At 57.7% G+C, this 26030-nt stretch carries 25 protein-coding genes and 1 tRNA gene; 19 read left to right on the forward strand and 7 right to left on the reverse strand.

Annotation, left to right across the window (positions count from 1 at the left end; genetic code table 11):
* Positions 1–20: 20 nt before the first annotated feature.
* The 7 genes from GS620_RS01910 (at position 21) to GS620_RS01940 (ending at position 8075) form a co-directional block, all read left to right on the forward strand.
* Positions 21–1445 carry a deoxyribodipyrimidine photo-lyase gene (locus GS620_RS01910; RefSeq protein ID WP_171613805.1) on the forward strand — a complete coding sequence of 475 codons (1425 nt, stop codon included), beginning with the start codon at positions 21–23 and terminating at the stop codon, positions 1443–1445.
* Between the two features lie 69 nt (positions 1446–1514).
* The gene (locus tag GS620_RS01915) at positions 1515–2723 is read left to right on the forward strand and encodes a cyclopropane-fatty-acyl-phospholipid synthase family protein (RefSeq protein ID WP_171116263.1); all 1209 of its coding nucleotides are present in this window, start codon (positions 1515–1517) and stop codon (positions 2721–2723) included.
* 15 nt (positions 2724–2738) lie between these two features.
* Positions 2739–3179, forward strand: a complete 441-nt coding sequence (locus GS620_RS01920; protein ID WP_171204634.1) for a TrgA family protein — start codon at positions 2739–2741, stop codon at positions 3177–3179.
* Between the two features lie 27 nt (positions 3180–3206).
* Complete coding sequence (locus GS620_RS01925; RefSeq protein ID WP_171613807.1) at positions 3207–4322, forward strand: NUDIX domain-containing protein; 1116 nt, start codon at positions 3207–3209, stop codon at positions 4320–4322.
* Positions 4323–4390: 68 nt separating this feature from the next.
* Positions 4391–5425: a cysteine synthase A gene (locus GS620_RS01930; protein ID WP_171613809.1), complete on the forward strand. Its 1035-nt coding sequence runs from the start codon at positions 4391–4393 to the stop codon at positions 5423–5425.
* The gene (locus GS620_RS01935) at positions 5425–7851 is read left to right on the forward strand and encodes a DUF3772 domain-containing protein (RefSeq protein ID WP_171613811.1); all 2427 of its coding nucleotides are present in this window, start codon (positions 5425–5427) and stop codon (positions 7849–7851) included. Before GS620_RS01930 ends, GS620_RS01935 begins: the two co-directional genes overlap by 1 nt.
* A 134-nt stretch (positions 7852–7985) precedes the next feature.
* Positions 7986–8075: transfer RNA gene (locus tag GS620_RS01940), tRNA-Ser, on the forward strand.
* 52 nt (positions 8076–8127) lie between these two features.
* On the opposite strand, the gene GS620_RS01945 is transcribed toward GS620_RS01940, so the two are convergent.
* Positions 8128–9057: a LysR family transcriptional regulator gene (locus tag GS620_RS01945; protein WP_171613813.1), complete on the reverse strand. Its 930-nt coding sequence runs from the start codon at positions 9055–9057 to the stop codon at positions 8128–8130.
* A gap of 111 nt (positions 9058–9168) precedes the next feature.
* On the opposite strand from GS620_RS01945, the gene GS620_RS01950 reads away from it, so the two are divergent.
* From GS620_RS01950 to GS620_RS01975, 6 genes are read left to right on the forward strand one after another with little or no spacing between them, the layout of a single operon-like run.
* Entirely contained in the window at positions 9169–9876 is a 708-nt protein-coding gene (locus GS620_RS01950; protein WP_171204639.1) for an NAD(P)H-dependent oxidoreductase, read from the forward strand.
* Between the two features lie 18 nt (positions 9877–9894).
* Entirely contained in the window at positions 9895–10197 is a 303-nt protein-coding gene (locus GS620_RS01955; RefSeq protein WP_171116251.1) for a DUF1330 domain-containing protein, read from the forward strand.
* Between the two features lie 49 nt (positions 10198–10246).
* Complete coding sequence (locus GS620_RS01960; protein ID WP_171204640.1) at positions 10247–11023, forward strand: CmcJ/NvfI family oxidoreductase; 777 nt, start codon at positions 10247–10249, stop codon at positions 11021–11023.
* Between the two features lie 12 nt (positions 11024–11035).
* Positions 11036–12004, forward strand: coding sequence for an LLM class oxidoreductase (locus GS620_RS01965; RefSeq protein ID WP_171613815.1), 969 nt, complete (start codon positions 11036–11038; stop codon positions 12002–12004).
* Between the two features lie 22 nt (positions 12005–12026).
* Entirely contained in the window at positions 12027–12815 is a 789-nt protein-coding gene (locus GS620_RS01970) for an SDR family NAD(P)-dependent oxidoreductase (protein ID WP_171613817.1), read from the forward strand.
* Between the two features lie 52 nt (positions 12816–12867).
* Positions 12868–13194 (forward strand): hypothetical protein, encoded by a 327-nt coding sequence (locus GS620_RS01975; RefSeq protein ID WP_171613819.1) that lies wholly within the window; start codon positions 12868–12870, stop codon positions 13192–13194.
* Positions 13195–13233: 39 nt separating this feature from the next.
* On the opposite strand, the gene GS620_RS01980 is transcribed toward GS620_RS01975, so the two are convergent.
* Genes GS620_RS01980 through GS620_RS02000 form a run of 5 tightly spaced genes read right to left on the reverse strand, consistent with a single transcriptional unit; the run spans position 13234 to position 18033 of the window.
* On the reverse strand, positions 13234–14712 hold the full coding sequence (locus tag GS620_RS01980; protein WP_171613821.1) for an aldehyde dehydrogenase: 1479 nt from the start codon (positions 14710–14712) through the stop codon (positions 13234–13236).
* Positions 14713–14724: 12 nt separating this feature from the next.
* Positions 14725–15756 carry an LLM class flavin-dependent oxidoreductase gene (locus GS620_RS01985; protein ID WP_171613823.1) on the reverse strand — a complete coding sequence of 344 codons (1032 nt, stop codon included), beginning with the start codon at positions 15754–15756 and terminating at the stop codon, positions 14725–14727.
* Positions 15757–15759: 3 nt separating this feature from the next.
* Positions 15760–16677, reverse strand: a complete 918-nt coding sequence (locus tag GS620_RS01990; RefSeq protein ID WP_171116239.1) for a flavin reductase family protein — start codon at positions 16675–16677, stop codon at positions 15760–15762.
* A complete protein-coding gene (locus GS620_RS01995; protein ID WP_171613825.1) occupies positions 16674–17462 on the reverse strand; it encodes an alpha/beta fold hydrolase in 789 nt (262 codons plus the stop codon). Before GS620_RS01995 ends, GS620_RS01990 begins: the two co-directional genes overlap by 4 nt.
* Complete coding sequence (locus tag GS620_RS02000; protein WP_171613827.1) at positions 17434–18033, reverse strand: amino acid synthesis family protein; 600 nt, start codon at positions 18031–18033, stop codon at positions 17434–17436. The genes GS620_RS01995 and GS620_RS02000 overlap by 29 nt, the downstream gene beginning before the upstream one ends.
* A gap of 106 nt (positions 18034–18139) precedes the next feature.
* On the opposite strand from GS620_RS02000, the gene GS620_RS02005 reads away from it, so the two are divergent.
* Positions 18140–18982 (forward strand): LysR family transcriptional regulator, encoded by an 843-nt coding sequence (locus GS620_RS02005; RefSeq protein ID WP_171328631.1) that lies wholly within the window; start codon positions 18140–18142, stop codon positions 18980–18982.
* Between the two features lie 33 nt (positions 18983–19015).
* On the opposite strand, the gene GS620_RS02010 is transcribed toward GS620_RS02005, so the two are convergent.
* The gene (locus GS620_RS02010; protein ID WP_171204649.1) at positions 19016–20200 is read right to left on the reverse strand and encodes a M24 family metallopeptidase; all 1185 of its coding nucleotides are present in this window, start codon (positions 20198–20200) and stop codon (positions 19016–19018) included.
* A gap of 194 nt (positions 20201–20394) precedes the next feature.
* On the opposite strand from GS620_RS02010, the gene GS620_RS02015 reads away from it, so the two are divergent.
* The 5 genes from GS620_RS02015 to GS620_RS02035 all read left to right on the forward strand — a co-directional run bounded on the left by GS620_RS02015 (position 20395) and on the right by GS620_RS02035 (position 26025).
* Complete coding sequence (locus GS620_RS02015) at positions 20395–21540, forward strand: Xaa-Pro peptidase family protein (RefSeq protein WP_171613829.1); 1146 nt, start codon at positions 20395–20397, stop codon at positions 21538–21540.
* On the forward strand, positions 21537–22247 hold the full coding sequence (locus GS620_RS02020) for an aspartate/glutamate racemase family protein (protein ID WP_171613831.1): 711 nt from the start codon (positions 21537–21539) through the stop codon (positions 22245–22247). The genes GS620_RS02015 and GS620_RS02020 overlap by 4 nt, the downstream gene beginning before the upstream one ends.
* 137 nt (positions 22248–22384) lie before the next feature.
* Positions 22385–23485 (forward strand): ABC transporter ATP-binding protein, encoded by a 1101-nt coding sequence (locus GS620_RS02025; protein ID WP_171204650.1) that lies wholly within the window; start codon positions 22385–22387, stop codon positions 23483–23485.
* Between the two features lie 103 nt (positions 23486–23588).
* Positions 23589–24680, forward strand: coding sequence for an extracellular solute-binding protein (locus GS620_RS02030; RefSeq protein ID WP_171204651.1), 1092 nt, complete (start codon positions 23589–23591; stop codon positions 24678–24680).
* Between the two features lie 70 nt (positions 24681–24750).
* A complete protein-coding gene (locus GS620_RS02035) occupies positions 24751–26025 on the forward strand; it encodes an ABC transporter permease (RefSeq protein ID WP_171613833.1) in 1275 nt (424 codons plus the stop codon).
* The last annotated feature ends 5 nt before the right edge of the window (positions 26026–26030 follow it).

A 26030-nucleotide genomic window follows, 5' to 3' on the forward strand; every position in this document is an offset into this window, starting at 1 on the left:
AAAAACCTCAAGGGCGTATTGTGAAGCAACAGCAGGCTCCGATCATTTTGTGGTTTCGACGGGACTTGCGTCTGTCGGACCACCCCGCGTTGACTGCAGCGGCCGAAAGTGGCCGTCCGGTCATACCTTTGTTTATTCATGACCACCTTGTCGAACAGATGGGGGCCGCGCCGAAGTGGCGGTTGGGTTTGGGGTTGGAGGCTTTCACAGCGTCACTGGCCAATATGGGCAGCCGACTGATTTTCCGACGCGGCGACGCACTTGAACAGGTGCAGCAGGTCATGGCCGAGACCGGCGCAACCTCAGTCTTCTGGTCTCGCGCTTACGATCCGGCCTCAATCGAACGCGACAAGACGATCAAGTCTGTGCTTACAAAAGTAGGAGTGACGGCAAAGTCATTTGCGGGGCATCTTCTTTTTGAGCCCTGGACTGTCGCTACAAAAACAGGAAATCCGTTTCGGGTCTACACGCCCATGTGGCGTGCGGTTCAGGGGCGGGATGTACAATTTCCCGACGCGCGGGTTGCCGATTTGCAGGCCCCGATGTCGTGGCCCGCTTCTGACAAATTGAGCGATTGGCAGATGGGGGATGCCATGAACAGGGGCGCGGCCGTCGTTCGCCCTCATGTAAATCCCGGCGAACAGGCCGCCTTGGATCATCTCGAGGCGTTTCTTGGGCGAATTTCTCACTATTCCAACAACCGGGACAGGTTGGATCAAGACGGAACTTCCAACCTGTCGGAATACCTGTCTTTGGGTGAAATCGGGCCGCGTACAGTCTGGCATATGGTCCAAAGGGCCGCATTGACTGGAACACCCGGTGCCGATGCCTATCTACGTCAACTCGTCTGGCGCGAGTTTGCCTATCACCTGATGTATCACACGCCCCAACTGGTGGCTTCCAACTGGAAGCCGGAATGGAACAGTTTTCCCTGGAATACCGATCCGGACCATCCCGAAGTCACCGCGTGGCAGCAGGCCAGAACTGGAATACCTGTCGTCGATGCTGGGCTGCGGCAAATGTATGTGACGGGTCGAATGCATAACCGGGCTCGGATGATTGTCGCAAGCTATCTGACCAAGCATCTTATGACCCACTGGAAAATAGGGATGAATTGGTTTGAGGATTGCCTGATCGACTGGGACCCGGCCTGCAATGCCATGGGCTGGCAGTGGGTTGCTGGATCTGGGCCCGATGCATCCCCGTTTTTCCGGATTTTCAATCCCCAGACGCAAGCCGAGAAATTTGATCCCGACGGGAACTATGCGCATCGTTGGATTGCCGAAGGTTATTCCGAACCCACCAAAACCGCCCTGTCGTATTTTGATGCCGTCCCGCGTTCATGGGGGCTGCGTCCGGATGCGGATTACCCCAAACCGATAGTCGAATTGCCCGAAGGGCGGACTCGCGCGTTGCGCGCATATGAAAGCCGAAAATCCCACTAAGGAACTGAAAACTTGCCAGAAACAATTTCGCCGCCTAGCTTTGTACGCGTACCGCAGAGGGGAGAGCGGATGATCCTGACGACGACCGAAGGGCAAAAAGACCTGCCCAGATATTTCGCCCAAGTCTTTAAAATGTTGAACCGGATGGAAACCGGGCGTCTTGATATCAGACTACCCGACGGTCGCACGTTTCGCGCAGAAGGCGCAAAGCCCGGGCCGGTGGCGCAGGTCGATATTCACGACGACGATGTCTTTGCGCGCCTGATCCGCGAAGGTGAACTGGGTTTCTCCGATGCGTATCTGGACGGACATTGGAGCACACCCGATCTGCGGTCTTTCATGGATCTTGTGCATCTTGGAACCGAGACCGTTTATGACGGGTTTACGGGCCAGTTTCTTGTTCAGGCCTATGAACGGCTGCGGTTCTGGCTGCACAGAAACAACAGGGCGCAAGCCAAAAAGAACATCTCGTATCACTACGATCTGGGTAACGAATTTTACAGTTCTTGGCTGGATGACACGATGACCTATTCCAGCGCGATTTTTGAGTCTGGGCAGGAAAGCCTCGAGAAGGCCCAGATAGCCAAATACGCAAGTCTTGTGGATGAGATGGGTGCCAAACCGGGTGACCATGTACTGGAGATCGGATGTGGCTGGGGCGGCTTCGCGGAATATGCCGCAAAGGAACGAGGTTTGCGTGTCACCGGCCTGACCATCAGTGAGGAGCAATTCAAGTACGCCAAGGAACGTATTGAAAAAGCAGGTTTATCAGATCGGGTTGAATTCAAGCTTCAAGACTATCGGGATGAACGCGGGGTCTATGACGGCATCGCATCCATCGAAATGTTCGAGGCCGTGGGTCAGAAATACTGGCCGGTCTATTTCGAAACCGTTCGTGAGCGGTTGAAGCCCGGTGCCCAGGCAACCTTGCAAATCATCACGGTGGGTGATCATCGCTGGGATTTTTACAAGAATGGCGTTGATTTCATTCAGAAATATATCTTTCCCGGCGGGATGCTACCGTCGCCGACCATCCTGCGTCAGCAGATCGATCAGGCCGGGTTGAAAGTCGTGCATTCGAAGGAATTCGGGAAAAGCTATGATCTGACTCTGCGCCGTTGGTATGAAACGTTCAACGACAAATGGGATCAGATCTCGGACATGGGGTTTGATGAGCGTTTCCGCCGCATGTGGAATTATTATTTGACTGCGTGCGGTGCGGCCTTTGACACGGGCAATTGCGATGTGACACAGATCACAATAGCAAAACCAAGTTAACTCACGGACCGTCACATGCCCACTGCCTCGCGTCTCGTCGCCGCTGTTTGTCTCGTCGTGCTGGCCTTTCTTGTTTCAAGCATGGTTATCGAAAACGGCGAAGAGGGTAAGGACTATGGCTACTTCACCTATGTGAATATGGCTCTTGGTGCGATCTGTGGTTGGAAAATCATGGGCAAGCGCGCTGGGCGTGGTTGGACAGCGGGTATTAATAACGGCCTGACCGGCGTTGCTTCGCTGGTTTTCTGGGCGCTGTTTGTGCAGGGGTGCTACCGTATGTTCGACCTTGCGATGCGCAATCGATATGGCGGCCCGTTCGAAGCTGTGATGGCCATTTTTTCGATCGGTATCGATTATGGCAAGCAACTGATCTATCCCGAAATTCTGGTTGCACTCGCACTTGGCGCCGTTGTCGCCGGTCTGGCCACGGAACAGGCCAGCCGCAAATGGCGCTGAACCGTTTCGTCACAAGAGAGATTGAATTTGTCTGATTTGTTCTTCTATGGAACGTTGCGGTATCTGCCGTTGTTGCAGCGTGTCCTGGGCCGTCCGCTGAGCGAAATAACGTTTCACGCTGCCAAGCTGTGCGATCACGCTGTTCACGCGGTCCAGGGGCAGGATTTCCCGATGATACTTCCCGCCAAGGGTGCCGCTGCCGAAGGTCTGCTGGTGCAGGGCCTGTCCTCCGATGATCTGGCCAGACTGGCTTATTACGAAGGATCCTTCGACTATGACCTGAAATCGTTGAATGTCATTCTGGAGGACGGGGGCGAAGCACAGGCGCAGGTCTTTTTCCCGACCTCGGGCGCGTGGCAACCCGGTGAGTTGTGGTCGTTGCAGGGCTGGGCAGACAAATTGGGCGAGGTTACGGCGCTCGCCGCCGAAGAAGAAATGGCCTATTTCGGCAGAGTCGATCCCAAAACCATGGCGCGCAGCGTCCGTGCTATTCAAACCCGTGCCTGGGCAAAGATCATGGCCAGGCAGCGGCGTACCGGCGATCCGCGGAACATAGCCGAAGACGTGATCGTCCACCGGCACGAACGCGTTTACGTCGACTATTTCGGGATGGAGGAAATAGACCTTCAACACCGGCAGCATGACGGCAGCATGGGTCCCGTGCTGCACCGGGGCGGTTTGATGCAGGGCAGCGCGGTGTCCGTTCTGCCATATGACCCGATCCGCGACACCGTGCTTCTGGTCGAGCAGTTCAGACCGCCGGTGTTTTTGATCGACGATCCAGAGCCCTGGCTTTGGGAAGCGGTTGCCGGGATGATCGACCCCGGCGAAACGCCGGAACAGACGGCACATCGCGAAGCCATGGAAGAAGCCGGAGTTCGATTTGACAGGCTGGAATATGCGGGCGGGGCGTATTCCTCCAGCGGGTCGTCGACGGGTTTCATGTATCTCTATGTCGGGCTTGGCAACTTGACCCAGACAACCATCACCGGTGGCCTGGACACAGAAGGCGAAGATATTCGCAGTCGGATTCTGCCGTTCGACGAATTCATCGATATGACAGACCGTCATCTTTTCAAGGATTTGCAGCTGGTGTCCCTGGCTTACTGGCTGGCCCGCCATCGGGATCGTTTGCGCGCGTGACTATCGCGCTTGTGGTCCCGGCAGTGCGCCTGTAAATCTTCGAAGATACCAAATGACAAGAGGCGACCATGCGCATTGCACGAGATCTTGCTGACGCAGTAGGAAAAACACCGTTGATCCGGCTGCGCCGCATCAGCGAAGAGACCGGATGCGAGATTCTTGGCAAAGCCGAGTTCATGAACCCGGGACAGTCGGTAAAGGATCGTGCTGCTCTTTTTATCATCAAAGATGCCATCGCACGCGGGGATCTGAAACCGGGCGGCACCATCGTGGAAGGCACCGCCGGCAACACCGGTATTGGTCTGGCTTTGGTCGGTGCGTCGATGGGGTTCAAAACGGTTATCGTTATCCCCGAGACCCAATCGGAAGAAAAGAAGGATATGCTGCGTCTGGCGGGCGCACAGTTGGTTCAGGTACCCGCGGCCCCGTATCGCAACCCCAACAATTTCGTGCACTATTCCCGCCGTCTGGCCGAGGAATTGGCGCAGACAGAACCCAATGGTGCAATCTGGGCCAACCAGTTCGACAATGTGGCGAATCGTCAGGCACATGTGGAAACCACGGGCCCCGAGATCTGGGAGCAGACAGACGGCAAGGTTGACGGGTTCGTCAGCGCGGTCGGGTCGGGTGGGACATTGGCAGGCGTTGCCGAAGTTTTGCAGCCCAAGGGCGTCAAGATCGGTCTTGCCGATCCCATGGGGGCCGGCCTGTATTCGTACTACACCACAGGCGAGATCGCGATGGAAGGTGGGTCAATCGCCGAAGGTATCGGGCAGGTGCGTATCACCAAAAACCTTGAGGGGTTCACGCCGGATTTTTCTTATCAGATCACCGATAACGAAGCGCTGCCCTACATCTTTGATCTTCTGCGTGACGAAGGCCTGGTCATGGGCGGCTCGACCGCGATCAACATGGCAGGGGCGGTGCGCCTGGCCAAGGAAATGGGGCCCGGCCATACCATTGTGACCATCCTGTGCGATTATGGCACACGCTATCAATCAAAGCTGTTCAACCCCGAGTTCCTGCGTGAAAAAGAGCTTCCGGTTCCGGATTGGATGACCGAGGCACCGCGCAGCATTCCCGGCGTTTTCGAGGACGTGTGATGCTTGGACAGGTCCGCCTGTTTCTGACCCTGCTATTCCTGTGCTTTATCGGGTTTTCGAATAGCGCTGTTGCACAGCTGACGGATCGTCAAAGTGAGTATTACCAAGGCTGGGTCAAAACCGCGAGCCGGGCCGAAGCCGTCATCGAGGCGAACCGGGCATCTGACGCTGCGCTGGAGAATTTACGTTCTGAAATAAATGGTTACAGGGACGACTTCAATCGAGCTCGTGGTGCAAATACCGACCGTATAACGACGCTGGAAAGCCAGATAAAAGCGTTGGGGCCCAAACCCGAAGGGGACACGACTGAACCTGAAGACATAGCAAATCTTCGCGTTCACCTTGAGGAACAGCTCAACAGCCTGCGTGTTCCGCGCATCATTTCCGAAGAAGCGTATAGCCGTGCGAACGGGCTGATCAGCGAAATTGATCAGATTCTTCGCGCACGCCAGAAAAAAGAGTTCTTTGAACAGGGCCCGTCGCCGATCAACCCGGCGTATTGGGGTCCGGCATGGGTGGATGTCAAAGAGGCCGTTCAAGGCCTGGTAAACGAAACGATCACAAATTTGCGTTCAGATGTCGTGCGCGAGCAAATTCGCGCTCGTGGGCTCGCAATTTTCATACTTCTGGTCATTTCAGCCGTGCTGCTGATCTTTGGCAAACGGTGGTCTGAACTTGGAGGCGACTACCTGAGGTTACTCGGCGGGGCCGGGACGGGGGTTTGGTCGTTCGTAATCTCACTATTGCGAATTCTGTTGCCATGGATCGGTGTGGTGGCCGTGGTCACGGCGATCAGTCTCACAGGCGTTCCGGGTCTGCGGGGCAGTCTTTTGCTTCAGAATGTTCCGTATTGGGCGGCGATCGTGTTTTTCTATGACTGGATTGGTCGCCAAGTATACGTGATCGGCGCGTCGCAAGGGTTCAAACGTCTGTCCGCTGCGCGCATCACTGAACTGCGCGTGTATATCGATCTGCTTGCCCTGATGCTGGTTTTGCACGAATTGGCGTTTTTGTTCGAACGGATCGAAAACATTTCCGACGCGACTCGCGCCGTAGTCAGTTTCCCGGTCATTGTCGCGACGGCTTTGTTGTTGTTGCGAGTACGTCAGATTCGAACAACCGACGGGCCTCCGGATCAAGCTGGCTCGACCCGTTCCGCGGGTTTCAGTCAACTGGTCGAGTTCCTGCGCCGGGCTTTGTTCCTTTTGGGGATCATGTCTCCTTTAATGGCGATTTTCGGATACACCAATGCGGCCGAAGCAATCGTGTTTCCTGCCGTCAAGACATTGGTGCTGATCGGGGCCTTGGTCATCCTGCAACGGTTCATCAGTCAGATTTACGGTTGGGTCACCGGGCAGGGCGAAGCCGCAGGGGATTCGCTTTTTTCCGTGCTGGTCGGGTTTGCATTGGCCATCTTGGCGCTTCCCATTCTGGCGATCTATTGGGGTGCGCGGGAAACAGACCTGCTGGAAGCATGGTCGCGCCTGCTGCTTGGTTTTGATATCGGTGGTGTCACAATTTCGCCCAGCAACTTTCTGACCTTTGTTGCCGTGTTTGCAATCGGTTATACGCTGACGCGTCTGTTGCAAAGCGGGCTGCGCAATTCGCTTTTGCCGAAAACCAACATAGATCCGGGTGGCCAAAACGCGATTGTCGCTGGTTCGGGATACGTTGGCATATTCCTTGCTGCGTTGGTGGCAATCATGGTGGCCGGTTTTGATCTGTCATCGCTGGCGATCGTCGCTGGTGCGCTGTCTGTTGGCATCGGCTTTGGTTTGCAGACAATCGTGTCGAACTTCGTTTCTGGCATCATCCTTTTGGTCGAGCGTCCGATTTCCAAGGGGGATTGGATCGATGTTAACGGCATGATGGGATATGTTAAGGACATTTCCGTTCGTTCGACCCGGGTCGAGACGTTCGACAGGACGGATGTCATCGTTCCAAACTCTGACCTGATCAGCGGTGTCGTAACGAACTATACCCGCGGCAATACGATCGGGCGGGTGATCGTTCCGGTGGGTGTTGCATACGGAACTGATACGCGTCTGGTAGAAACCATTCTGGGCGAAATCGCCAACAGCCATCCGATGGTTTTGGCCAACCCGGCACCAAGCGTCGTGTTCCAGGGGTTCGGAGCAGATTCCTTAGACTTTGAAATACGGGCGATCCTGCGGGATGTGAATTGGGTTTTGTCGGTGAAATCTGACATGAACCATGAAATCAACCGTAGATTCTCGGAAGCAGGGATCGAGATTCCATTCGCACAACGTGATGTCTGGCTGCGAAATCCCGAAACCCTGCGGGCATCTGACCCGAGCAAGCAGGAGCCTTCCGCACCTGTGCAGGATAAGCCACGCAAAGTTGCAGAGGCTCCGTCGGATTTGACCGAGGCGGATATGGACCCGGATGCCGGTGATGAGATTTGAGGGGCCAGATCGCAGCACGTGTTGACCTGTGATCACCCGTCGGTGGGTGCATTGATTAAATTGCGCTATTCCCCTGAATTCGTCGAATTGGGGCCTTGCAAATCCGACGGCATTCGTCCAAATATCGCCGGCACGGAGAGGTGGCCGAGTGGTCGAAGGCGCACGCCTGGAAAGTGTGTAGGCGGGAAACCGTCTCCAGGGTTCGAATCCCTGTCTCTCCGCCACCATCACCATTGCGAAACTTGAACTGCACCTGTCCGCGAACGCGATGCACGATTACAAGCTGTCCTGCTGCGCTTCGACCCAGCCGGTGCCTGACCTGCCGCCGAGTTTTTCGACGAGAAAATCCATGAAGATTCGTGTCTTGGGCGTCAGCACGTTCGAGCGCGGATAGATCAGCCACAGCCCTGCATGATCATTCAGCCGCCAGTCAGGCAATACCTGCCTGAGCCGCCCGGAGCGCAGTTCATGGGCCACGCTCCAGATTGAGTTGATCGAAAGCCCCGCTCCGGCAAGCGTTGCCTCGCGTTGCGCAGTGCCGTCATCGACGATGGTTCGGCTGATCATCGCGCGCGGGTTCAGGATCGCCTTCTGACCAGCAGGATCAACCAGTTCGCGCCGGTCGAGATTGGCCCACGCGATGAAACGATGCTCCGTCAGTTCCTCGGGTGTCGAAGGCACTCCGTGCCGCTCGAGATATTCCGGCGCAGCGCAGAGCAGGCGGATGTCATCTGAAAGTTTGCGCCCCTTGAGGCTGCTATCGGCCAGAGGCGCGTTGCGCAGGGCTAGGTCGAAACTGCCCTCGATGGCGTCGAAGGGCTTGTCCGACAGTCGCAGGTCCAGCGTCAGGTCGGGATAGCGTTGATGAAACTCGGGCAACAGCGGCATGATGTGCAACTGGGCAAAACTGCTGGGGGCTGCGAAACGCAAGGTGCCTGTGGGGCCGGTATCCGTGCCTCCGAGGGCAGCGCGCGCTGCATCCGTCTGGGCGAGAATTTCACGCGCATAAGGCAGAAACTCCGACCCTTCTAATGACACCGATACCTTGCGCGTGGTGCGGTGCAAAAGCTCGACGCCAAGTTCGTTCTCAAGCTTGGCCAGCCTGGCACTCGAAACCGCCGGTGCAAGGCCAAGCTCGCGCCCGGCGGCGCTGATATTGAGCCGTTCGGCCGCCATGACGAACAGGCGCAGGCTGTCGGTATCCATATTGATTATATCCAAAATGCGAAAACTGAACTTATTTTTCACCATCTTTTTCTTGTTCTTGCAAGTGATAAGTCAGGTGCACACCGACACACACCCCAACGGAGACATAAAATGAACGCGATCACCGAGGTGAAGACCGATATCAACGCGCAGATCATTGAGGCCTTCAATTCTCGCCATGCCACCAAGATCTTCGACCCTGAACGCAAGGTGAGCGACGCTGACTTCGAGACGATCCTCGAGGCTGCACGCCTTTCGCCCACTTCGTTCGGGAACGAGCCCTTCCGCATCCTGATGATCCAGTCGCCCGACAAGCGCGAGCTGTTCCGCGAGTTTTCATGGGGTGCCAACGGGATGATGAACGGGTCGACCGGCCAGCTTGGCACCGCCAGCCATTTCGGCATCATTCTGGCGGCGACGGGTGAACTGATGCGCGCCGGATCGGATTATCTGCAAGACCACTACCGGCAAGTGAAGCAGCTGCCCGAGGAAGTGATCGAGATCTTCAACGGCGCATACGGCAAGTTCCAGGCCGAGGATCACAAGATCACCTCTGACCGCGAGATCACAGACTGGTCGGGCAAGCAGGCCTATATCGTGCTGGCCAACATGATGACCACCGGTGCGCTGATGGGGATCGACAGCTGCCCGATCGAGGGCTTCGACATGGAGCGGACGACGCAGACGCTGGCCGAACATTTCGGCGTCGATACCGCGAAATGGAAACCGGCGGTGATGTTCGCCTTTGGTCATCGCGCGAAAGATCCTGAATTCCCCAAGACCCGCCGCACGATGCAAGACACCGTCGCTTGGTTCTGACCCCGAAGGAGATACACGATGACCTATTATTCCGTTCTGGACGTCACCCCCACCGCCGAGGACTGGATCCCCGGCTACCTGCCCACCGCCAACGAACGCGTGGCGGCACATGGCGGCAAGTATCTTGCGCGTACCGCGACCCACGCGCAGATGGAAGGCGAGGATCAGCCCGCCGGGCTGAGGATCATCATCGAGTGGCCTTCGGAAGAGGCGGCCCGCGCCTTCATGGCGGACCCGGCCTATGCACCGCACCTGGCCTCCCGCACCAAGGGCTCGGTCAGCCATCACTACCTGATCGCGGGGCAGGACGACCTCGCCTGAATGCAGCACTGGCCCGGTATGCCGGGCCGGCACCCCCAAGGAGGCTTTCATGACCCGGACCGGAACCGTCAATTATCATGTTCACAAGCCCGCGCCGCAGGCATTCGTGCTGGACGCGGACAGCATCGCTGGCAATCTGGTCTCGCCCGAACTGGCCGCGACCGAGGTGGCGCTGACCGATCTGCGTGCCGGGCGGGCAGGGGCCAGCTTTGTCTCTGACGGGTTCGAATTTGGTGTGGCACCGACGCGGGTGACCAGTTTCGAATCCCCCGGCTGGCAGGAGGTCTACGACCGCGAACTGGCCGAGCTGCTGTGCGACCGGATCGGCGCGCGCGAGGTGCTGTTCTTCGACCACACATTGCGCATTGACGACCCGGCAGCCAACCGCCGCCCCGCGCGCAACGTGCACAGCGACCTGAGCCCGCAAGGTGCGCACCAGCGGCTGGTGGACATCCTCGGGCCCGAGCGGGCGCGCGATTGGGCGGCGGGGCATTACGCCTTCGTTAACCTGTGGCGGCCGGTGGAAAACCCGATCAACACCGCCCCGCTGGGTTTCGTACGCCCTGCAACCGTGGACGACGCGGACTGGATCAACATCGACCTGATCTATCCCGACCGGCGCGGTCGTATCCTCGGTCTGGCGGCCAATCCGCGTCATGATTGGGTGTATCTGTCGCGCATGACGCCGGACGAGATCGTCTGGTTCAACATCTACGACAATCGCGGCCGTCCAACGGTGGGCCACAGCGCGATTGATCTTGCCGAAGATCCCGACCGGCAAACCATCCGCAAAAGCCTGGAAAGCCGGGCGCTGGTGCGGTTCTGAGAAAGGCAGAAAATGCTGGACAAATCCAACACGCCAAACTTCGCGCCGCTCAACCGCGCGTTCAACGCGGTGTTCCGCCCTGGTAGGCTGAGCATTGGGCTTGTGGTCCCGCTCGAGGCAAACCGCAACGATCCGGTACCTACTATGACGCGCCATCTGGAGCGTGCCGTGCTGGCCGACGAACTGGGCTTTGCCGCGCTTTGGCTGCGAGACGTGCCCTTCAACGTGCCCTCGTTCGGCGATGCGGGACAGGTGTTCGATCCTTTCGTCTATCTCGGCGCGCTGGGTGTTGCGACGCGCGACATCGCGCTTGGCGTGGCTTCGATCGTGCTGCCATTACGGCACCCGGCCCATGTGGCCAAGGCGGCAGCCTCGGCCGACCAGCTGTCGGGCGGGCGGCTGCTTCTGGGTGTGGCCTCGGGGGATCGTCCCGAGGAATACCCGGCGCTGAACAAGGATTTCTCTGATCGCGGGGCGCGCTTCCGTGACAGCCTCGCCTATATCCGCGCCATGGCGCAGGATTACCCGCGACTGGACAACCCGCAGGGCGACCTCTCGGGCGGTATCGACATGTTGCCTAAGCCTGCCGCCGGGCGCCTGCCGCTGCTTATCACCGGTGGCAGCCAGCAGACGCCAGAGTGGGTGGCGCGCCACGGTGACGGCTGGATGACCTATCCGCGTGGTGCGGCGGCGCAGTCCCGCGTTGTGGCCGATTATCGAGCGCGCGTAGCACAGGCCGGCTTGCCCGACAAACCGGTGATGCAGTCGCTCTATGTTGAACTGGTGGACCAAGCCGACGCTCCGCCGCGCCCGATCCATCTTGGGTTCAGTGCCGGCACCGATTACCTGCGCCGCTACCTGCACGAGATCCGCGATTTGGGCATCAACCACGTGGCACTGAACCTGCGCTTTAACGTGGCCGGGATCGAACCCACCCTGCACCGGCTGGCCGAAGAGGTTCTGCCCGAGTTTCACGACTGATTTCATCCCCAAGGAGGCCGCAATGCCCAAGACTATCCTGATCACCGGCGCGACCGACGGCATCGGCCTGTTGACCGCCAAGACACTGGCGGCCGAAGGCCACCGCGTGCTGCTGCACGGACGCAGCTCTGACAAGCTGAAGGCCGCCGCGCAGACGGTTGGCGGCAACCCCGAGACCTTCCGCGCCGATCTTTCCGATCTGGACGAAGCCGCCGCGCTTGCAGACGCCGTGCGCGCCCGGCACGACCGGCTGGACGTTCTGATCAACAATGCCGGTGTCTACAAGACTCCGCACCCACGCCGGGCTGACGGGATGGATGTTCGGTTCGTGGTAAACGCGCTGACGCCCCATGTGCTGACCCGACGGCTGTTGCCGATCATCCCAGCCGAAGGGCGCGTGGTGAACCTTTCATCGGCCGCGCAGGCGCCGGTGGATGTAGAAGCGATGCACGGTAAGCGGCAATTGAGTGACATGGAGGCCTATGCGCAAAGCAAGCTGGCGATCACGATCTGGTCACGGGAAATGGCGCGCGCGCACCCAAAAGGCCCAGTCTTCGTCGCGGTCAACCCTGGCTCGCTTCTGGCCTCAAAGATGGTCCGAGAGGGTTTTGGAATGGCCGGCAATGACTTGGCGATCGGCGCTGATATCCTGCGACGGGCCGCGCTGTCGGACGAATTTGCCAATGCCTCGGGGCTGTATTTCGACAATGACAGCGGGCATTTTGCTGATCCACACTCAGCGGCGGCCGACCGCGATCACGCGGCGCGGGTCAAGGATGCTATCGCGACGCTGACCGGCGGCGGAGTTTAGATCCGCGATAAGCCCGTTGCTCTTGCGCCGGCTTTGAGGTGTTCGGTCCCGCTTGGGCCAGGCACAGTGCTTCGACCTCAGTGGCCATGCCTCCGGCAAGCCAAAGCGGCAGGTGGGCGTCTGGGACCTGCGCGTCGCGCAGTTGGGATTACCGGAGCAGGTTTTCGACATCAGACCCACCGCCTTCGTCACTACATCTGATGGGCACCAGATATTATTATCTCTTTGCAGAAATTCCCTCGTTCGCCCACAAAACTTTGAGGACGAGATTGGTGAAAAGATGCTGGCTCAAAATTCGGACGTGTGTACGAGATTGGAAGACGCAGCTATTTGGTTGGAACAGTTGCAAGAAGGTTTTGTAGGTGACCCTAAACGCTAAAGTCCGGCGCCTTTGACAAAACAATGCTACAAGATCTTGTCACCGCATGACGAATGGGTTCGACATTGGCTGTTCCGACGTATTCAGCCAGACGGTTTTGGTCCTTGTGTAATCGTGAATTGCCTCGATCCCGGCTTCCCTACCATAGCCGGATTGATTGTAGCCGCCAAACGGAGCAATCGGGGACACTGCGCGATACGTGTTGATCCAACAAATTCCCGATTTCAGACGGGATGAAACCCGATGGGCGCGGGCGACCTTTTCAGTGAAAACGCCAGACCCAAGCCCGAACTGCGAGTCGTTGGCCAATGCGATCGCTTCTTCTTCCGTATCGAATGGCAGCAGAGACATCACGGGGCCGAACATTTCGACCTTCAGCGTCTCGGTCTCTGGGCTCGCACATTCCACCAGCGTAGGGGCCAGAAAGTTGCCCGGCCGGTTCAGAGGTTTTCCCCCGAAGCGGATGCGTGCGCCTTGTTCTGTGGCTTTCGCCAAAGTCGCCTGAATTCTTTCCACCTGAGCTGCGGTGCAGAGCGGGCCAATATGGGTGGCCGTTTCCAATGGATCGCCGATTGCGACGCCCTTCATCTTCTCTTCGATCTTGTCAACAAGCGCTTCCAGTATCGGGCGATGTATCAACCCGCGCGAGCCGGCCACGCAGCTTTGACCCGAGGCGCCGAAATTTCCCGCAATCAAACCATTGGCGGCGCCATCCAGATTGGCATCCTCAAAGACGATGATCGGGGATTTCCCGCCCAGTTCCAAAGTGGTCACCGCAAAGTTCTCAGCCGAATTGCGCACGACATGGCGCGCTGTTTCCGGGCCGCCGGTGAATGCGATCCGGTCCACGTCCGGGTGACGGGTAAGCGGAATGGCGCAGTTTTCGGCATCCCCCGTAATGACAGAGACGACACCGGGCGGAAAGCCGGCTTCATCGATCAGCCGTGCGAATTCCAGCATCGGAGCGGGCGCAATTTCAGAGGCCTTCAGCACGACCGAACAACCTGCTGCTATCGCGGGGCCAAGCTTGGTTGCGGTCAGGAACATCTGTGCGTTCCAGGGGACGATTGCGACCACCACGCCAATCGGTTCGCGTTTGGTGAAGACGTGCATGTCCGGTTTGTCGATCGGAAGAACCGCCCCTTCGATCTTGTCCGCAAGCCCTGCATAATATCGATAATAGTCACCGACATAGGCTGTTTGGCTTGCGGTTTCGGCAAGCAGCTTTCCGCTGTCTGTGGTCTCAAGCTGGCCCAGGTGTCCGGCGTTTTCCTCGATCAGTTCGGCAAGTTTGAACAACAATTTGCCGCGTGCGGTTTGCGTCATGTCGCGCCACGCGGGATCATCAAGTGACCGACGCGCGGCGGACACGGCGCGGTCAACGTCTTCGGGTGCGGCGCAGGCGAAACTGGACCAGTCTTGGCCCGTCGCCGGGTTTTGCGAATGCATCACTTGCCCGCGTGCCCCTTCGGTCCACGCGCCGTCGATATAAAGCTGGAAGTGTGGTTTCTGATGCATCATCGATCCTTACTAAAACTTTGGCATGACGTCGTCGATGAAACGGGCCAGCGATGCGCGTTTGCGTTCGAAACTCATACCGCTGTCTATCCAAAACGAATACTCATCATAGCCCAGATCTTCGTATCGTTTCAGACGTTCCGTGACCCCATCCGGGGTGCCGACAGTCAGATCGCGCGCCAGGTTTTCCGGTGCCATCATCGTGTTGGCCGCCATCTCTTCATCCGTCAACGTCTGGATCGAGCCTTGCCGGACTGGTCGCTTGTTTTGAAACCAGGCCCCGAAGTAGTTGTAGAAGCGCGACAAATCCCGAGCGGCCTGACCCAGATCATCATCGTCGCTGCCAACGTAAGTGTGATGCAGCAGCATGATCTTGGGGCGCGGCCCCTCATGGTTTGCGCATGCATCTTCAAAGCGGCCCATTAGCGTTTCAATCTCATGCATGCCCTGCCAGAGCGGTGTGACCTGAATGTTAAAGCCGTTCTGCACACCGAATTCATGACTGTTCGGATCCCGCGCTGCGATCCAGATCGGTGGCCCGCCGGGTTGCACCGGTTTGGGGGCCGAGGTGGTAGCAGGGAATTTAAAATACTCTCCATCATGGTCACAGTCACCCGCCCACAGCCGGGGCAAAAGCGGCGCGATTTCTCGCATGCGCTGGCCAGCATCCCATGCATCCATTCCCGGCATCATCCGTTCATATTCATACGAATAGGCGCCGCGGGCGATGCCCAGCTCGATACGTCCGCCTGTTATCAGGTCCGCCGCAGCCGTTTCGCCCGCCAGTTTGATCGGATGCCAGAATGGTGCAACAACTGTACCCGTGCCAAGCCGCACATTCTTGGTGTGATGTGCGATATCGACCAAAGACATCAAAGGGTTGGGCGCGATCGTAAAGTCCATCCCGTGGTGCTCGCCGGTCCAGACGGCGCGCATTCCCGCCTCATCGGCCATTTTACACAGCGCGATGAATTCTTCATACAGCTTCTCATGGGGTTGATCGGGGCTCAGCCGTTCCATGTGTGCGAAAAGGGAAAACTCCATCCATCAGGTCCTTTCAGAAAAGCTGTGCACGTCGCCTTGCTGCGCACTGCCCAGATACAGTGAGAAGTCGCGGGTTCGGCTTTCCAGCGCGAAACGAGAAATCATGGTGGTGATTGGCGCCGTCGAGTAGCTAAGGGTTGCCAGGTCTTCAATCGCGACGGCCTCAAGCTTGCCATGTTTGGGAAGTTCCGGCGCATTTCCCAATATGTAGACATGATGCGCTGTGGCATCGTCATAGACCGAGTAGACCACGCCGAGACGTGCGTCGATGCCACGATCATGCAGATCCTGCCAAAGGCTGTCGCGCAACTGTCGACGGTCGGACAATGTGACCTGCGGCGGCCTGAAACCGGCATCCGTTTTCTCAAGCAGCACGCGGCCTTCGTGTTCGATGATTGCGCCACAGACGATCCTGCGCCCCGTCGGTTCAAGCGCGCCCCGTTCCAGCCCAAGGCTGAAGTACCGCCCGTTCGCGTAGCCCAGCGCCGGGCGGTCGTTGTGGGAATAGGTTTCGACCTGTCCGATCAGAACGCAATGGTCTCCTGCCTCGATCACCCGATGGGTCCGGCAGGAAAATGTCGCGACCGCGCCGTTGATCAAAGGGATCTCTCGCGCGTCGAGGTCATGGTCGGTTTTGGCGAACCGGTCACCTTTGAAGCCGGCGAAAGTGTTGGACACATCCTCTTGCCCCTCGGCCAGAACACTCACCGTGAAATGGGTGCAGGTCGAGAATTCGCCGTATGAAGACAAGTTCTTGCCGGGGCAAACGATCAACAGCGGCGGGTCGAGCGAAACCGAAGTGAAGGAATTTGCCGTGAAGCCCAGGGCCGTACCAGAGGCGCTGCGCGTGGTAACGACGGTCACGCCGGTCATGAATTTGCCGAATGCCCGCCGGAGATCGCGGGGGTCAATTTCGGTCATGATTGCACCTCGCTTTGAAAGCTGGAAATGGCGGCGTTGACCTGACTTGCATGTGTCATCGGCATCATATGGGCCGCCCCATCGATGATCAGCGCGCGGCCGTTCGGGGTGATTTCAGCCATTTTAAGCGACATGTCTGGGGTGGAGTTCGGCTCCTGACTGCCGGTTATGAACAGCGCGGGGCAGGCGAGTTTCTCCAGCGCGTCGCGCCGCAGATTTTGGCCTTGGGCAAAAACCGTATAGGCCAGCTTGTAAGCAGCCGGATCCATGGCCGTCAGCCATTCGCAGCAGGCATCACGTTCAGGCGAACCGATGTCACCAAACCACCGGCGCAGCGTGCTGGTTGGGTCAACCGGTGTTTCCCCATCCAGTCCCGCCGCACGTTTCTGAACCGCCAGCGCGGCCTTTGCGCTGCGTTCAAAAACGGCATTCATTGCCACGACACCGCAAATCCGGTCGGGCGCCTTGCTGGCAAGGTCCAACGCGATCATCGCGCCCATCGAGTGGCCGACAACAAGGACCGGTCCGTTCAGATTGCCCAGCACGTTCTGTGCTGCATCACTGTATTCCGACAGTTCCGTACCGAAAAATCTCAGCGGGCTTTCGCCGTGACCGGGCATGTCCGGCGCCGTCAGGCGAGCCTCAGAGGCCAACCCGTCCAACTGCGCGCGCCAGGCTTCGGCCCGCAGGCCAACCCCGTGCAGCAACAGGATGTCCGGACCTGTGCCTGCCTGGATGGCGGCCAGCCCGCCGATTTCAGACCGCGGCCGGGTTGTCCACGTCATGACCCAAATCCTTGAGATCCTGATACCGGTCGCCGATACGGTGATGCGGTCTGCCCGATGTTGCCGCCCCCAGTACCACCACAATTTCGTCGTCGCGCGGTGCGTCCGGGATCGAGAATTGAACGGTCAGGTAGTGAGACCGCCGCCCGGCATCGTTTTTGTCCATCAATGGCACCATGATCGGCGCATTTGCGGGGCCGCGCGTGTTCGTGAAAGCCAGATAGGATTTCGCGCTGACAGCCTGCCGGTAGTGGTTGCCGAACCGAAGGGTGTGAATAATGCCTGAGGCGTGCTCGACCTCGCCATTCAGCCCGACGACGGCTGCCTTGCCATAGGCTTCGATTGCGTCGCCACTGCCGGCCAACGCGATCATGCGGTCCGTCATCATCTTTCCCAGTAAGGGGCCATATGCGTGGATTTCCGGTTTGAGGTCTTCGACATATCGACCCGCCCAGGGATTGGTGATCACTGCGGCCACGGAGAACATGCGCCATGGGATTTCCGCAGGGCGAAATCCCTCGACAAGAACTTCCTCGTCGTAGGTAACAATCTTGCGTATTTCCGGCTTCATCACACCTCTCCTGTCGCGCTGGGAGAAAGTAGAAACGGGTGTGGTTTTTGACAAATGATTGAATTATGTGCTTTCGCATTAAAAAGATTAATGGATAACTTGATCAATGGCAAAATCACTTCCCCCCCTGACCTGGTTCCGATCCTTCGAGGCGGCGGCCCGGACCCTGAGTTTTACCGCGGCGGCCGAGGAAATCGGCCTGACCCAATCGGCTGTCAGTCAGCAGGTGAAATCCCTTGAGATGCGTCTGGGGACAGCGCTTTTCATAAGGCATCCGCGCAGTCTGGCCCTGACGGATGCAGGGCGGAAACTGCTGCCCGAAGTCGGCAGTGCGCTTGAGGCGCTTGCCGCCGCCGCCGGAAGGGCCGACGCAAGCGCACCAGGAGATGTCCTGACAGTGGCCACATCTGTCAGCGTCGCGCAATGGGTCATCGCCCCAAACCTCGCGGACTTCACCACCCGCAATCCAGAGATCAGCGTGCGGCTGCTCAGCGCAATCTGGCCTGACGATTTTCACGCGTCGCAAGCTGACGTTCAGGTCAGGTTCGGATCGGAAAAACAAGTGGGCAGGGGGGCCGAACGTTTGTGGCCGGACAGGCTTGTCGCTCTTAAGGCGCCGACGCTTGCAGGGGATCCGTTTGACCTTCCATTGATAGAGGCAGTCGGCACTTCAAGCGGATGGAAGACGTGGTTCGACAAGCAGGGCGTACAGCGGCAGCCTGCCGTTTTCGTCGATACGTTCGGCATGGCGCTTCAATTGGCGGTTCATGGCAGCGGGGTTGCCCTGATCAGCGAGTTCCTGGCGAAACATGCGATGATAACCGGTCTTGTCGAAAGCGCACATGACAGCACTGTCGACTGCAACGAAGGGTATTATCTTTCCGCCGATGCCAGCAATCCGGCGGCCGCATTGTTTCGGGACTGGTTGCTTGAACAGATACGTGTTTGATCAGGCGCGGGCGTAGGATCGTTCGTGCACCACTCAGGGCTTGACGAATACTTTGCGTGGTCGTTTGCACAGACACTCTGCGGGACCGTTTTCCTTGATCAGGATGGTTTCGGTGATCGCAAGCCCCCAATCATCCATCCAGAGCCCGGGCATGAAGTGAAATGTCATGCCAGCTTCAAGGATCGTATTGTCTTCGTCCCGCAGCGAGATCGTGCGTTCGCCCCAGTCCGGAGGATAGCTGAGGCCGACAGGATAGCCACAGCGAGCACCGCGTTCGATCCCCGCACGTTCGAGAGGCGCCGCCAGCGCTTTGGCGATATCCTTCGCGCGATTGCCGGGGCGCGCAGCCTCCAGGCCTGCTTCCAACCCTTCAACCAAGGCCGCCTCGGCCCTTTTGAGATAATCAGGCGGCTGACCCAGAAATACCGATCGGCAGAACGGAGCATGATATCGGCGATAGCAGCCAGAGAGCTCGAAGAAGGTGCATTCGCCCGATTTGAACACATCTCCATTCCAGGTCAGATGCGGCGCGGCGGCGTCTGAGCCGGACGGCAAAAGTGGGACGATGGCTGCGTAATCCCCCCAGTCATCACCGACGCCCGTGATTGCGTCATGGTAGATCTGAGCGACCAGCTCGTTCTTGCGCAGGCCGGGTTCAACGCGCTCAAGCACGCCGTCAGTCACAAACTCTGAAATCCGGGCCGCCTTGCGCATCAGGGCGATTTCTTCGTCGGATTTCACGACCCGTTGCCAGTTGACCAAGGCCGTTGCATCGATCAGGGTTGCCCCGGGCAGTTCCGTTGTCAGAGTAATATGGGCTTTGGCCGAGTAGTAATAATTGTCCAGTTCCACCCCAATTCGGCTTTGGCCGTGTCCGCAGTCCGCAATAAGTTTGGCCAGATCCTGCATTGGATGCCGTGTGGTCGACTGCACGAAGTGATCCGCGTATCCGAAAACCCGATCGTCCCCCATCCACACCGTGCGCAGCGCACCGTTTGCATCCTGCCGGCGCCCCCACCAGATCGGGTCCGCGTCAAGAAAGATCAAGGCACCCTGGTGAACGTAAAAAGACCAGCCCTCGTACCCGGTGAGCCATCCGATGTTCGAGGGGTCTTCGACAAAAAGGCAGTCAATTCCCTTTGCGGCCATCGCCTTTCGGGTCTTGGCAAGACGGCGATCATATTCCGCCCGGCTGAAGGCTGGATCAGAGTGGGTCATTGGCGCCTCCGGTCAACAAAAGACTTTGGTTGACAGAACCCTACCGATCCGCTCACGTCAACGAACGAAAATTCAGGGGGCTGCATGAAAGCCGATATCAATCTACACCGAACAGGCCATAGCACCGGGCCATTCAAGCGGTGTCGTTTCAACGGTTCAGCCTGCATGCGGCGCCCCACCTCTGAGGTCGCCGGATGAGAGGGTTCGAGCCAGAAGAGTTCGCAGCGCGCACCGAACGCGCACAGGTGATGATGAATGCCGCTGGCCTGTCGGCGCTGCTGCTGACCACGGAAACCGACGTGCGTTACTTTACCGGATACCTGACCAGATTCTGGGAAAGCCCGACCCGCCCGTGGTTCCTGATCCTGCCTGTGGCCGGTAAACCGGTTGCGGTTATCCCCTCGATCGGCGCCTCGTTGATGGGGCAAACCTGGATCGACGACATCCGAACATGGAGCTCACCCGACCTTCAGGATGACGGCGTCTCGCTTTTAACGGATGCCCTGACGGAATTGACACCCCTCAAAGGCCGTATTGGAATGCCCGATGGTCACGAGACGCACGCGCGTATGCCCGTGTCGGATATTGAACGCCTGCGAAACAGGCTCGGTTCGCGCCACATCACCGGAGATCACGGTATTTTGCGCCAACTTCGCATGGTCAAATCCGAGGCGGAAATCGCCAAGATCGAAACCGCATGCGCCATAGCCGGCCGGGCCTTTGCCCGAGTTCCCGAGATTGCTCGGGCCGGCGTGCCTTTGGATGAAGTATTTCGCGGTTTCCAGATACTCTGTCTGGAAGAGGGTGCCGACTGGGTGCCGTATCTCGCAGGTGGCGCAGAGCAGGGCGGTTACTCTGACGTAATATCGCCGGCGTCTTCGTCCCCCTTGGAGGATGGCGATGTACTGATGCTTGATACGGGCTTGGTCTGGGATGGCTATTTCAGTGACTTCGACCGCAACTGGTCGGTCGGCCCAGCAAATCCGGACGTGAAATCTGCTTACGCCAGGCTGATTGAGGCGTCTGATGCTGCTTTCGAGATTGCCCGCCCCGGCGCCACCGCAGCAGAGCTGTTTCATGCCATGAACGCCGTGCTGACCAAGGCATCCGAAAGCACAGATGCCGGTCGGTTGGGGCACGGGTTGGGAATGTCGCTGACCGAATGGCCGTCGCTCATCCCGACGGACCAGACAGTTCTTGAGCCAGGCATGGTGCTGACCTTGGAGCCGGGCATTGCCGTTGGTGGCAAGATCTTGGTTCACGAAGAAAACATCGTCGTAACAGACGATGTTCCGCGCTTTATCAGCCCGCGTATCGGGCCGGAGATGATCCAGCTATGACCTACGTGCCATACACGCTTGACGAGGACGACCCGCAAGCCCCGCCGCTTGGATTGATTGTTCTTCAGGTCGACGAGACGATCGAGCCGGAATTCAGCAAGATTTTCTCGGACCGGAAAAACCCGTTGTATGTAACACGGATACCCAGCGGCATTGAAGTGACACCGGAAAGCCTGGCCGAGATGGAAGAGGCCCTTCCGGCGGCGGCGGGATTGCTGCCCAGCGCGCGTCCTTTCCGGGTGGTGGGTTATGGCTGCACGTCAGCAAGTTCCGTCATTGGATCAGAGCGTGTGGAGGAACTTGTCAAACAGTCGTGCAATACAAAAGAGGTTACGAACCCTTTGCGCGCGGCCACGGCCTGCGCCGCGGATCTTGGCGTGTCCAGGTTTGCGATGCTGTCGCCTTACATCGAAGAGGTCAACGCACCGCTGCGTGCCGCGTTTTCAGAAAACGGAATAACCATGGATGTTTTCGGGACATTCGGGCAGGCCGAAGAGGCAAAGGTTGCTCGGATTTCGGTGCAGTCCGTGATCGAAGCTGCGACAGAATTGGGATCTGATCCGTCGGTAGAAGCGGTATTCATTAGCTGCACCAACCTTCGGACCATTGAAGCAATCCCTGAGATTCGCAAACGGATTGGTAAGCCTGTTCTTTCAAGCAATCAAAGTCTTGCATGGCATATGGGTCGCCTCAATCTTGCTGATTGAAACAGCAAATATGATATGAATATTCGCAAAAGCGTCATCTAATGTTGCCAAGTGCCTACTGCATGGTCTTAACTGCTGACTACAGATCAATGAAATCCGCAACTCTCGGATAATCATTTGACGCAACAGGGGGTCTTGTGACCGACACAAATACTGATGCCGCGTTTGTTGAATTCCAACGCGTACAAAAATCTTATGATGGCGAGAATCTCGTTGTCAAAGATCTCAACCTTGCAATGCCTAAAGGCGAATTCCTGACCATGCTCGGGCCGTCCGGGTCTGGAAAGACTACCTGCCTTATGATGCTTGCCGGATTCGAAACCGCCACACATGGCGAAATCCTTCTTGACGGGAAGCCCATCAACAATATCCCTCCACACAAGCGTGGGATTGGCATGGTCTTCCAGAACTACGCCCTGTTTCCGCATATGACGGTGGCCGAAAACCTTTCATTCCCCTTGGAAGTTCGCAAATTGGGCAAGTCTGAACGGGATGAAAAGGTTCAGCGCGCCCTGGACATGGTTCAGATGGGTGCGTTTGGTGGGCGACGCCCGGCTCAGTTGTCTGGCGGTCAACAACAGCGAATAGCCTTGGCGCGCGCTTTGGTTTTTGAACCCGAACTGGTGTTGATGGACGAACCTCTGGGCGCTTTGGACAAACAACTGCGTGAGCATATGCAGTTCGAAATCACGCGTCTCGCGCATGAGCTGGGGATTACCACGGTCTATGTAACGCATGACCAGACCGAAGCATTGACCATGTCGGATCGTGTTGCCGTGTTCGACGATGGCCGCATTCAGCAGCTTGCACCGCCCGATCAGCTCTATGAAGAACCGGAAAACAGCTTCGTTGCGCAGTTCATCGGGGAAAACAACACAATGGAAGGCGTCATCAAGACGATTGATGGCGATACATGCCTCGTCCAGCTGGATGATGGCTCGGAAATTGACGCTGTTCCGATCAATGTTCGCGAACCCGGCGAACGGACAAAAGTATCGATCCGGCCCGAGCGGGTAGAATTCAACAAGGATCGCCTGCACGCCGATGCACATACGCTGAAGGCAACCGTCAAGGAATTCATTTACATGGGTGACGTGTTCCGTTTCCGCATGTCCGTTGCCGGAAATGATGAGTTCATCGTCAAGACCCGGAACGCGCCAGACGCAATCCGCCTGTCCCCGGGGCAGGAGATCGAGATCGGCTGGCTGGCTCAGGATTGTCGTGCGCTCGACGCATAGGCCAAGTCGCGCGGAACAAGCGCGACCTCACTGAGGGACCGGCTGGTGAAAACCCGTGCATCAGCCGACCACACACATAAACGGGAAAAACTGGGAGCAATTCATGAAGACAACCAAAACATTGTTGACAGCAGCGGCACTTGGGGCAGTTGCTGGGGGTGCATTCGCAGAGGAAATGACGATCGTTTCCTGGGGCGGCGCTTATTCCAAATCGCAGCTTAAGGCGTATCACGAGCCCTATTCGGAAAAGACAGGTGTCACCATCCTGAATGATGACAGCTCGGCCGAAGCAGTTGCGAAACTGCGCGCGATGAACGAAGCCGGCAACATCACCTGGGATGTGGTTGATGTTGTGGCCGCAGACGCAATTCGTCTGTGTGACGAAGGTCTTGCGCTGGAAATCGACTTTGACACCCAGCTTGCCCCCGCGCCGGATGGCACACCTGCCTCCGAAGATTTCGGCGACCTTTTGGTCAGCGACTGTTTTATCCCGCAGATCGTGTATTCAACCACCTTTGGTTACCGCACCGATCTGGTCGGAGACACTCCGCCCAGCGATGTCTGCGCCGTATTTGACCTGGAAGCCTATCCGGGCAAGCGTTCGCTTGAAAAGCGTGCGATCAACAACATGGAATGGGCCCTGTTGTGCGATGGCGTCGCAAAGGACGATGTCTATGACGTTCTGGCCACTCCGGAAGGACAGGATCAGGCGCTTGCCAAGCTCGACACGATCAAAGACAGCGTAGTCTGGTGGTCCGCTGGTGCGGATACACCGCAACTTCTGGCTGATGGCGAGATCGTCATGGGTTCGACCTATAACGGTCGTCTGTTCAGCGTGATCGAAGAGCAGAAGCAGCCCGTTGCCATGTTGTGGGACGCGCAAATCTTTGACCTGGACGGTTGGATCATCCCTGCTGGTCTGAGCGAAGAGCGTCAGCAGCGCGCGCTGGACTATATCATGTTCGCGACCGATACCCAGCGTCTGGCGGATCAGGCCAAGTACATCTCGTACGGTCCGGCCCGTGCATCGTCGGCTCCGCTGGTGGGTAAGCATGCCGAATTGGGTATCGATATGGCGCCCCATATGCCAACCGATCCGGAAAACGCCAAGAACACGTTCCTTTACAACTACGAGTTCTGGGCGGATTACCGCGACGACATCGAAGCCAAGTTCCAAGCTTGGTTGGCGCAATAAGCGCGCGTTTTCATGAAAAAGTCGAGGGCGGCTCGCCGCCCTCAGACTCAAGCAGAGCCAAGGGGCACAGATGACTGACGCAAGCCAAAATGCAGGGCCGATGCTGGCAGCGGACGGAACGCCGCTCAAGCAATCGCTGGCACGTTCACTGCGGCGGCAGAAATTGCGGGCGTTGATGCTCGTCGCTCCGCTTCTGCTGTTCGTCATGTTTTCCTTCATCGTGCCGATTGCGTCGATGCTGTTTCGTTCGGTGGAAAACAGCATGGTGTCGGAAACCCTTCCACTTACTGTGGAAACTCTGAAGGGTTGGGATGCTCAAAGCGGCGAGCTTCCGGATGAAGCGGTTTACGATGCTTTCGTTCGCGATATGGTCGTTGCGGTCGAAAACAAAGAACACACTCGCCTTGGTTCGCGTCTGAACTATGAAGAAACAGGTATGTCTTCGCTGTTCCGCAAATCCGGGCGTCAGATCAAAAAACTGGATCCTGAAACGGATGGGCCTTTCAAGGAAAAGTTGATCGAGATTCACGAAGGATGGGGAGATCCGCAAACCTGGCGAGTGATCAAGACCCACTCACCAGCGATTACCAATGGTTACTTCCTGAATGCCGTCGATATGCGCAGAACCCCGGAAGGCGCACAGGCCCAACCCGAAGACAAGCAAATCCTGATAAAGCTTTTTGGACGTACTCTGTTCATGTCGCTCGTAATAACAGGTGCTTGTATCCTGCTTGCTTATCCTGTCAGTTATTTGTTGGCGACACTTCCGATGCGGGTATCGAACCTGTTGATGATACTTGTCCTTTTGCCCTTCTGGACGTCCCTTCTGGTTCGAACGTCCGCCTGGAAGGTCATGTTGCAGCAACAGGGGGTTATTAACGATACCCTCGTTTGGTTGGGGCTGGTCGCTGATGACGCTCGCCTGATCATAATCAACAACCAGATCGGCACCATCATCGCGATGACACACATCCTTTTGCCGTTCATGATCTTGCCAATGTATTCGGTGATGCAGACCATTCCGCCGTCTTACACGCGTGCGGCCAAATCCATGGGTGCAACGAACTGGACGACGTTCTGGCGCATCTACTTCCCGCAATCCGTGCCCGGAATCGGTGCCGGTTCGATCCTCGTGTTCATTCTGGCGATTGGGTACTACATCACGCCCGAGATCGTGGGCGGCACCAAGGGCGTCTTCATCTCGAACCGGATTGCCTATCACATCTCGTCCTCACTGAACTGGGGGCTGGCTGCGGCCTTGGGTACGATCCTTCTGGCGGTCGTGCTGTTGCTCTACTGGGTCTACGACAAGATCGTGGGCATCGATAACGTGAAGTTGGGATAATCAAG

Source organism: Ruegeria sp. HKCCD6428 (assembly GCF_013110595.1).
GTDB lineage: Bacteria > Pseudomonadota > Alphaproteobacteria > Rhodobacterales > Rhodobacteraceae > Ruegeria.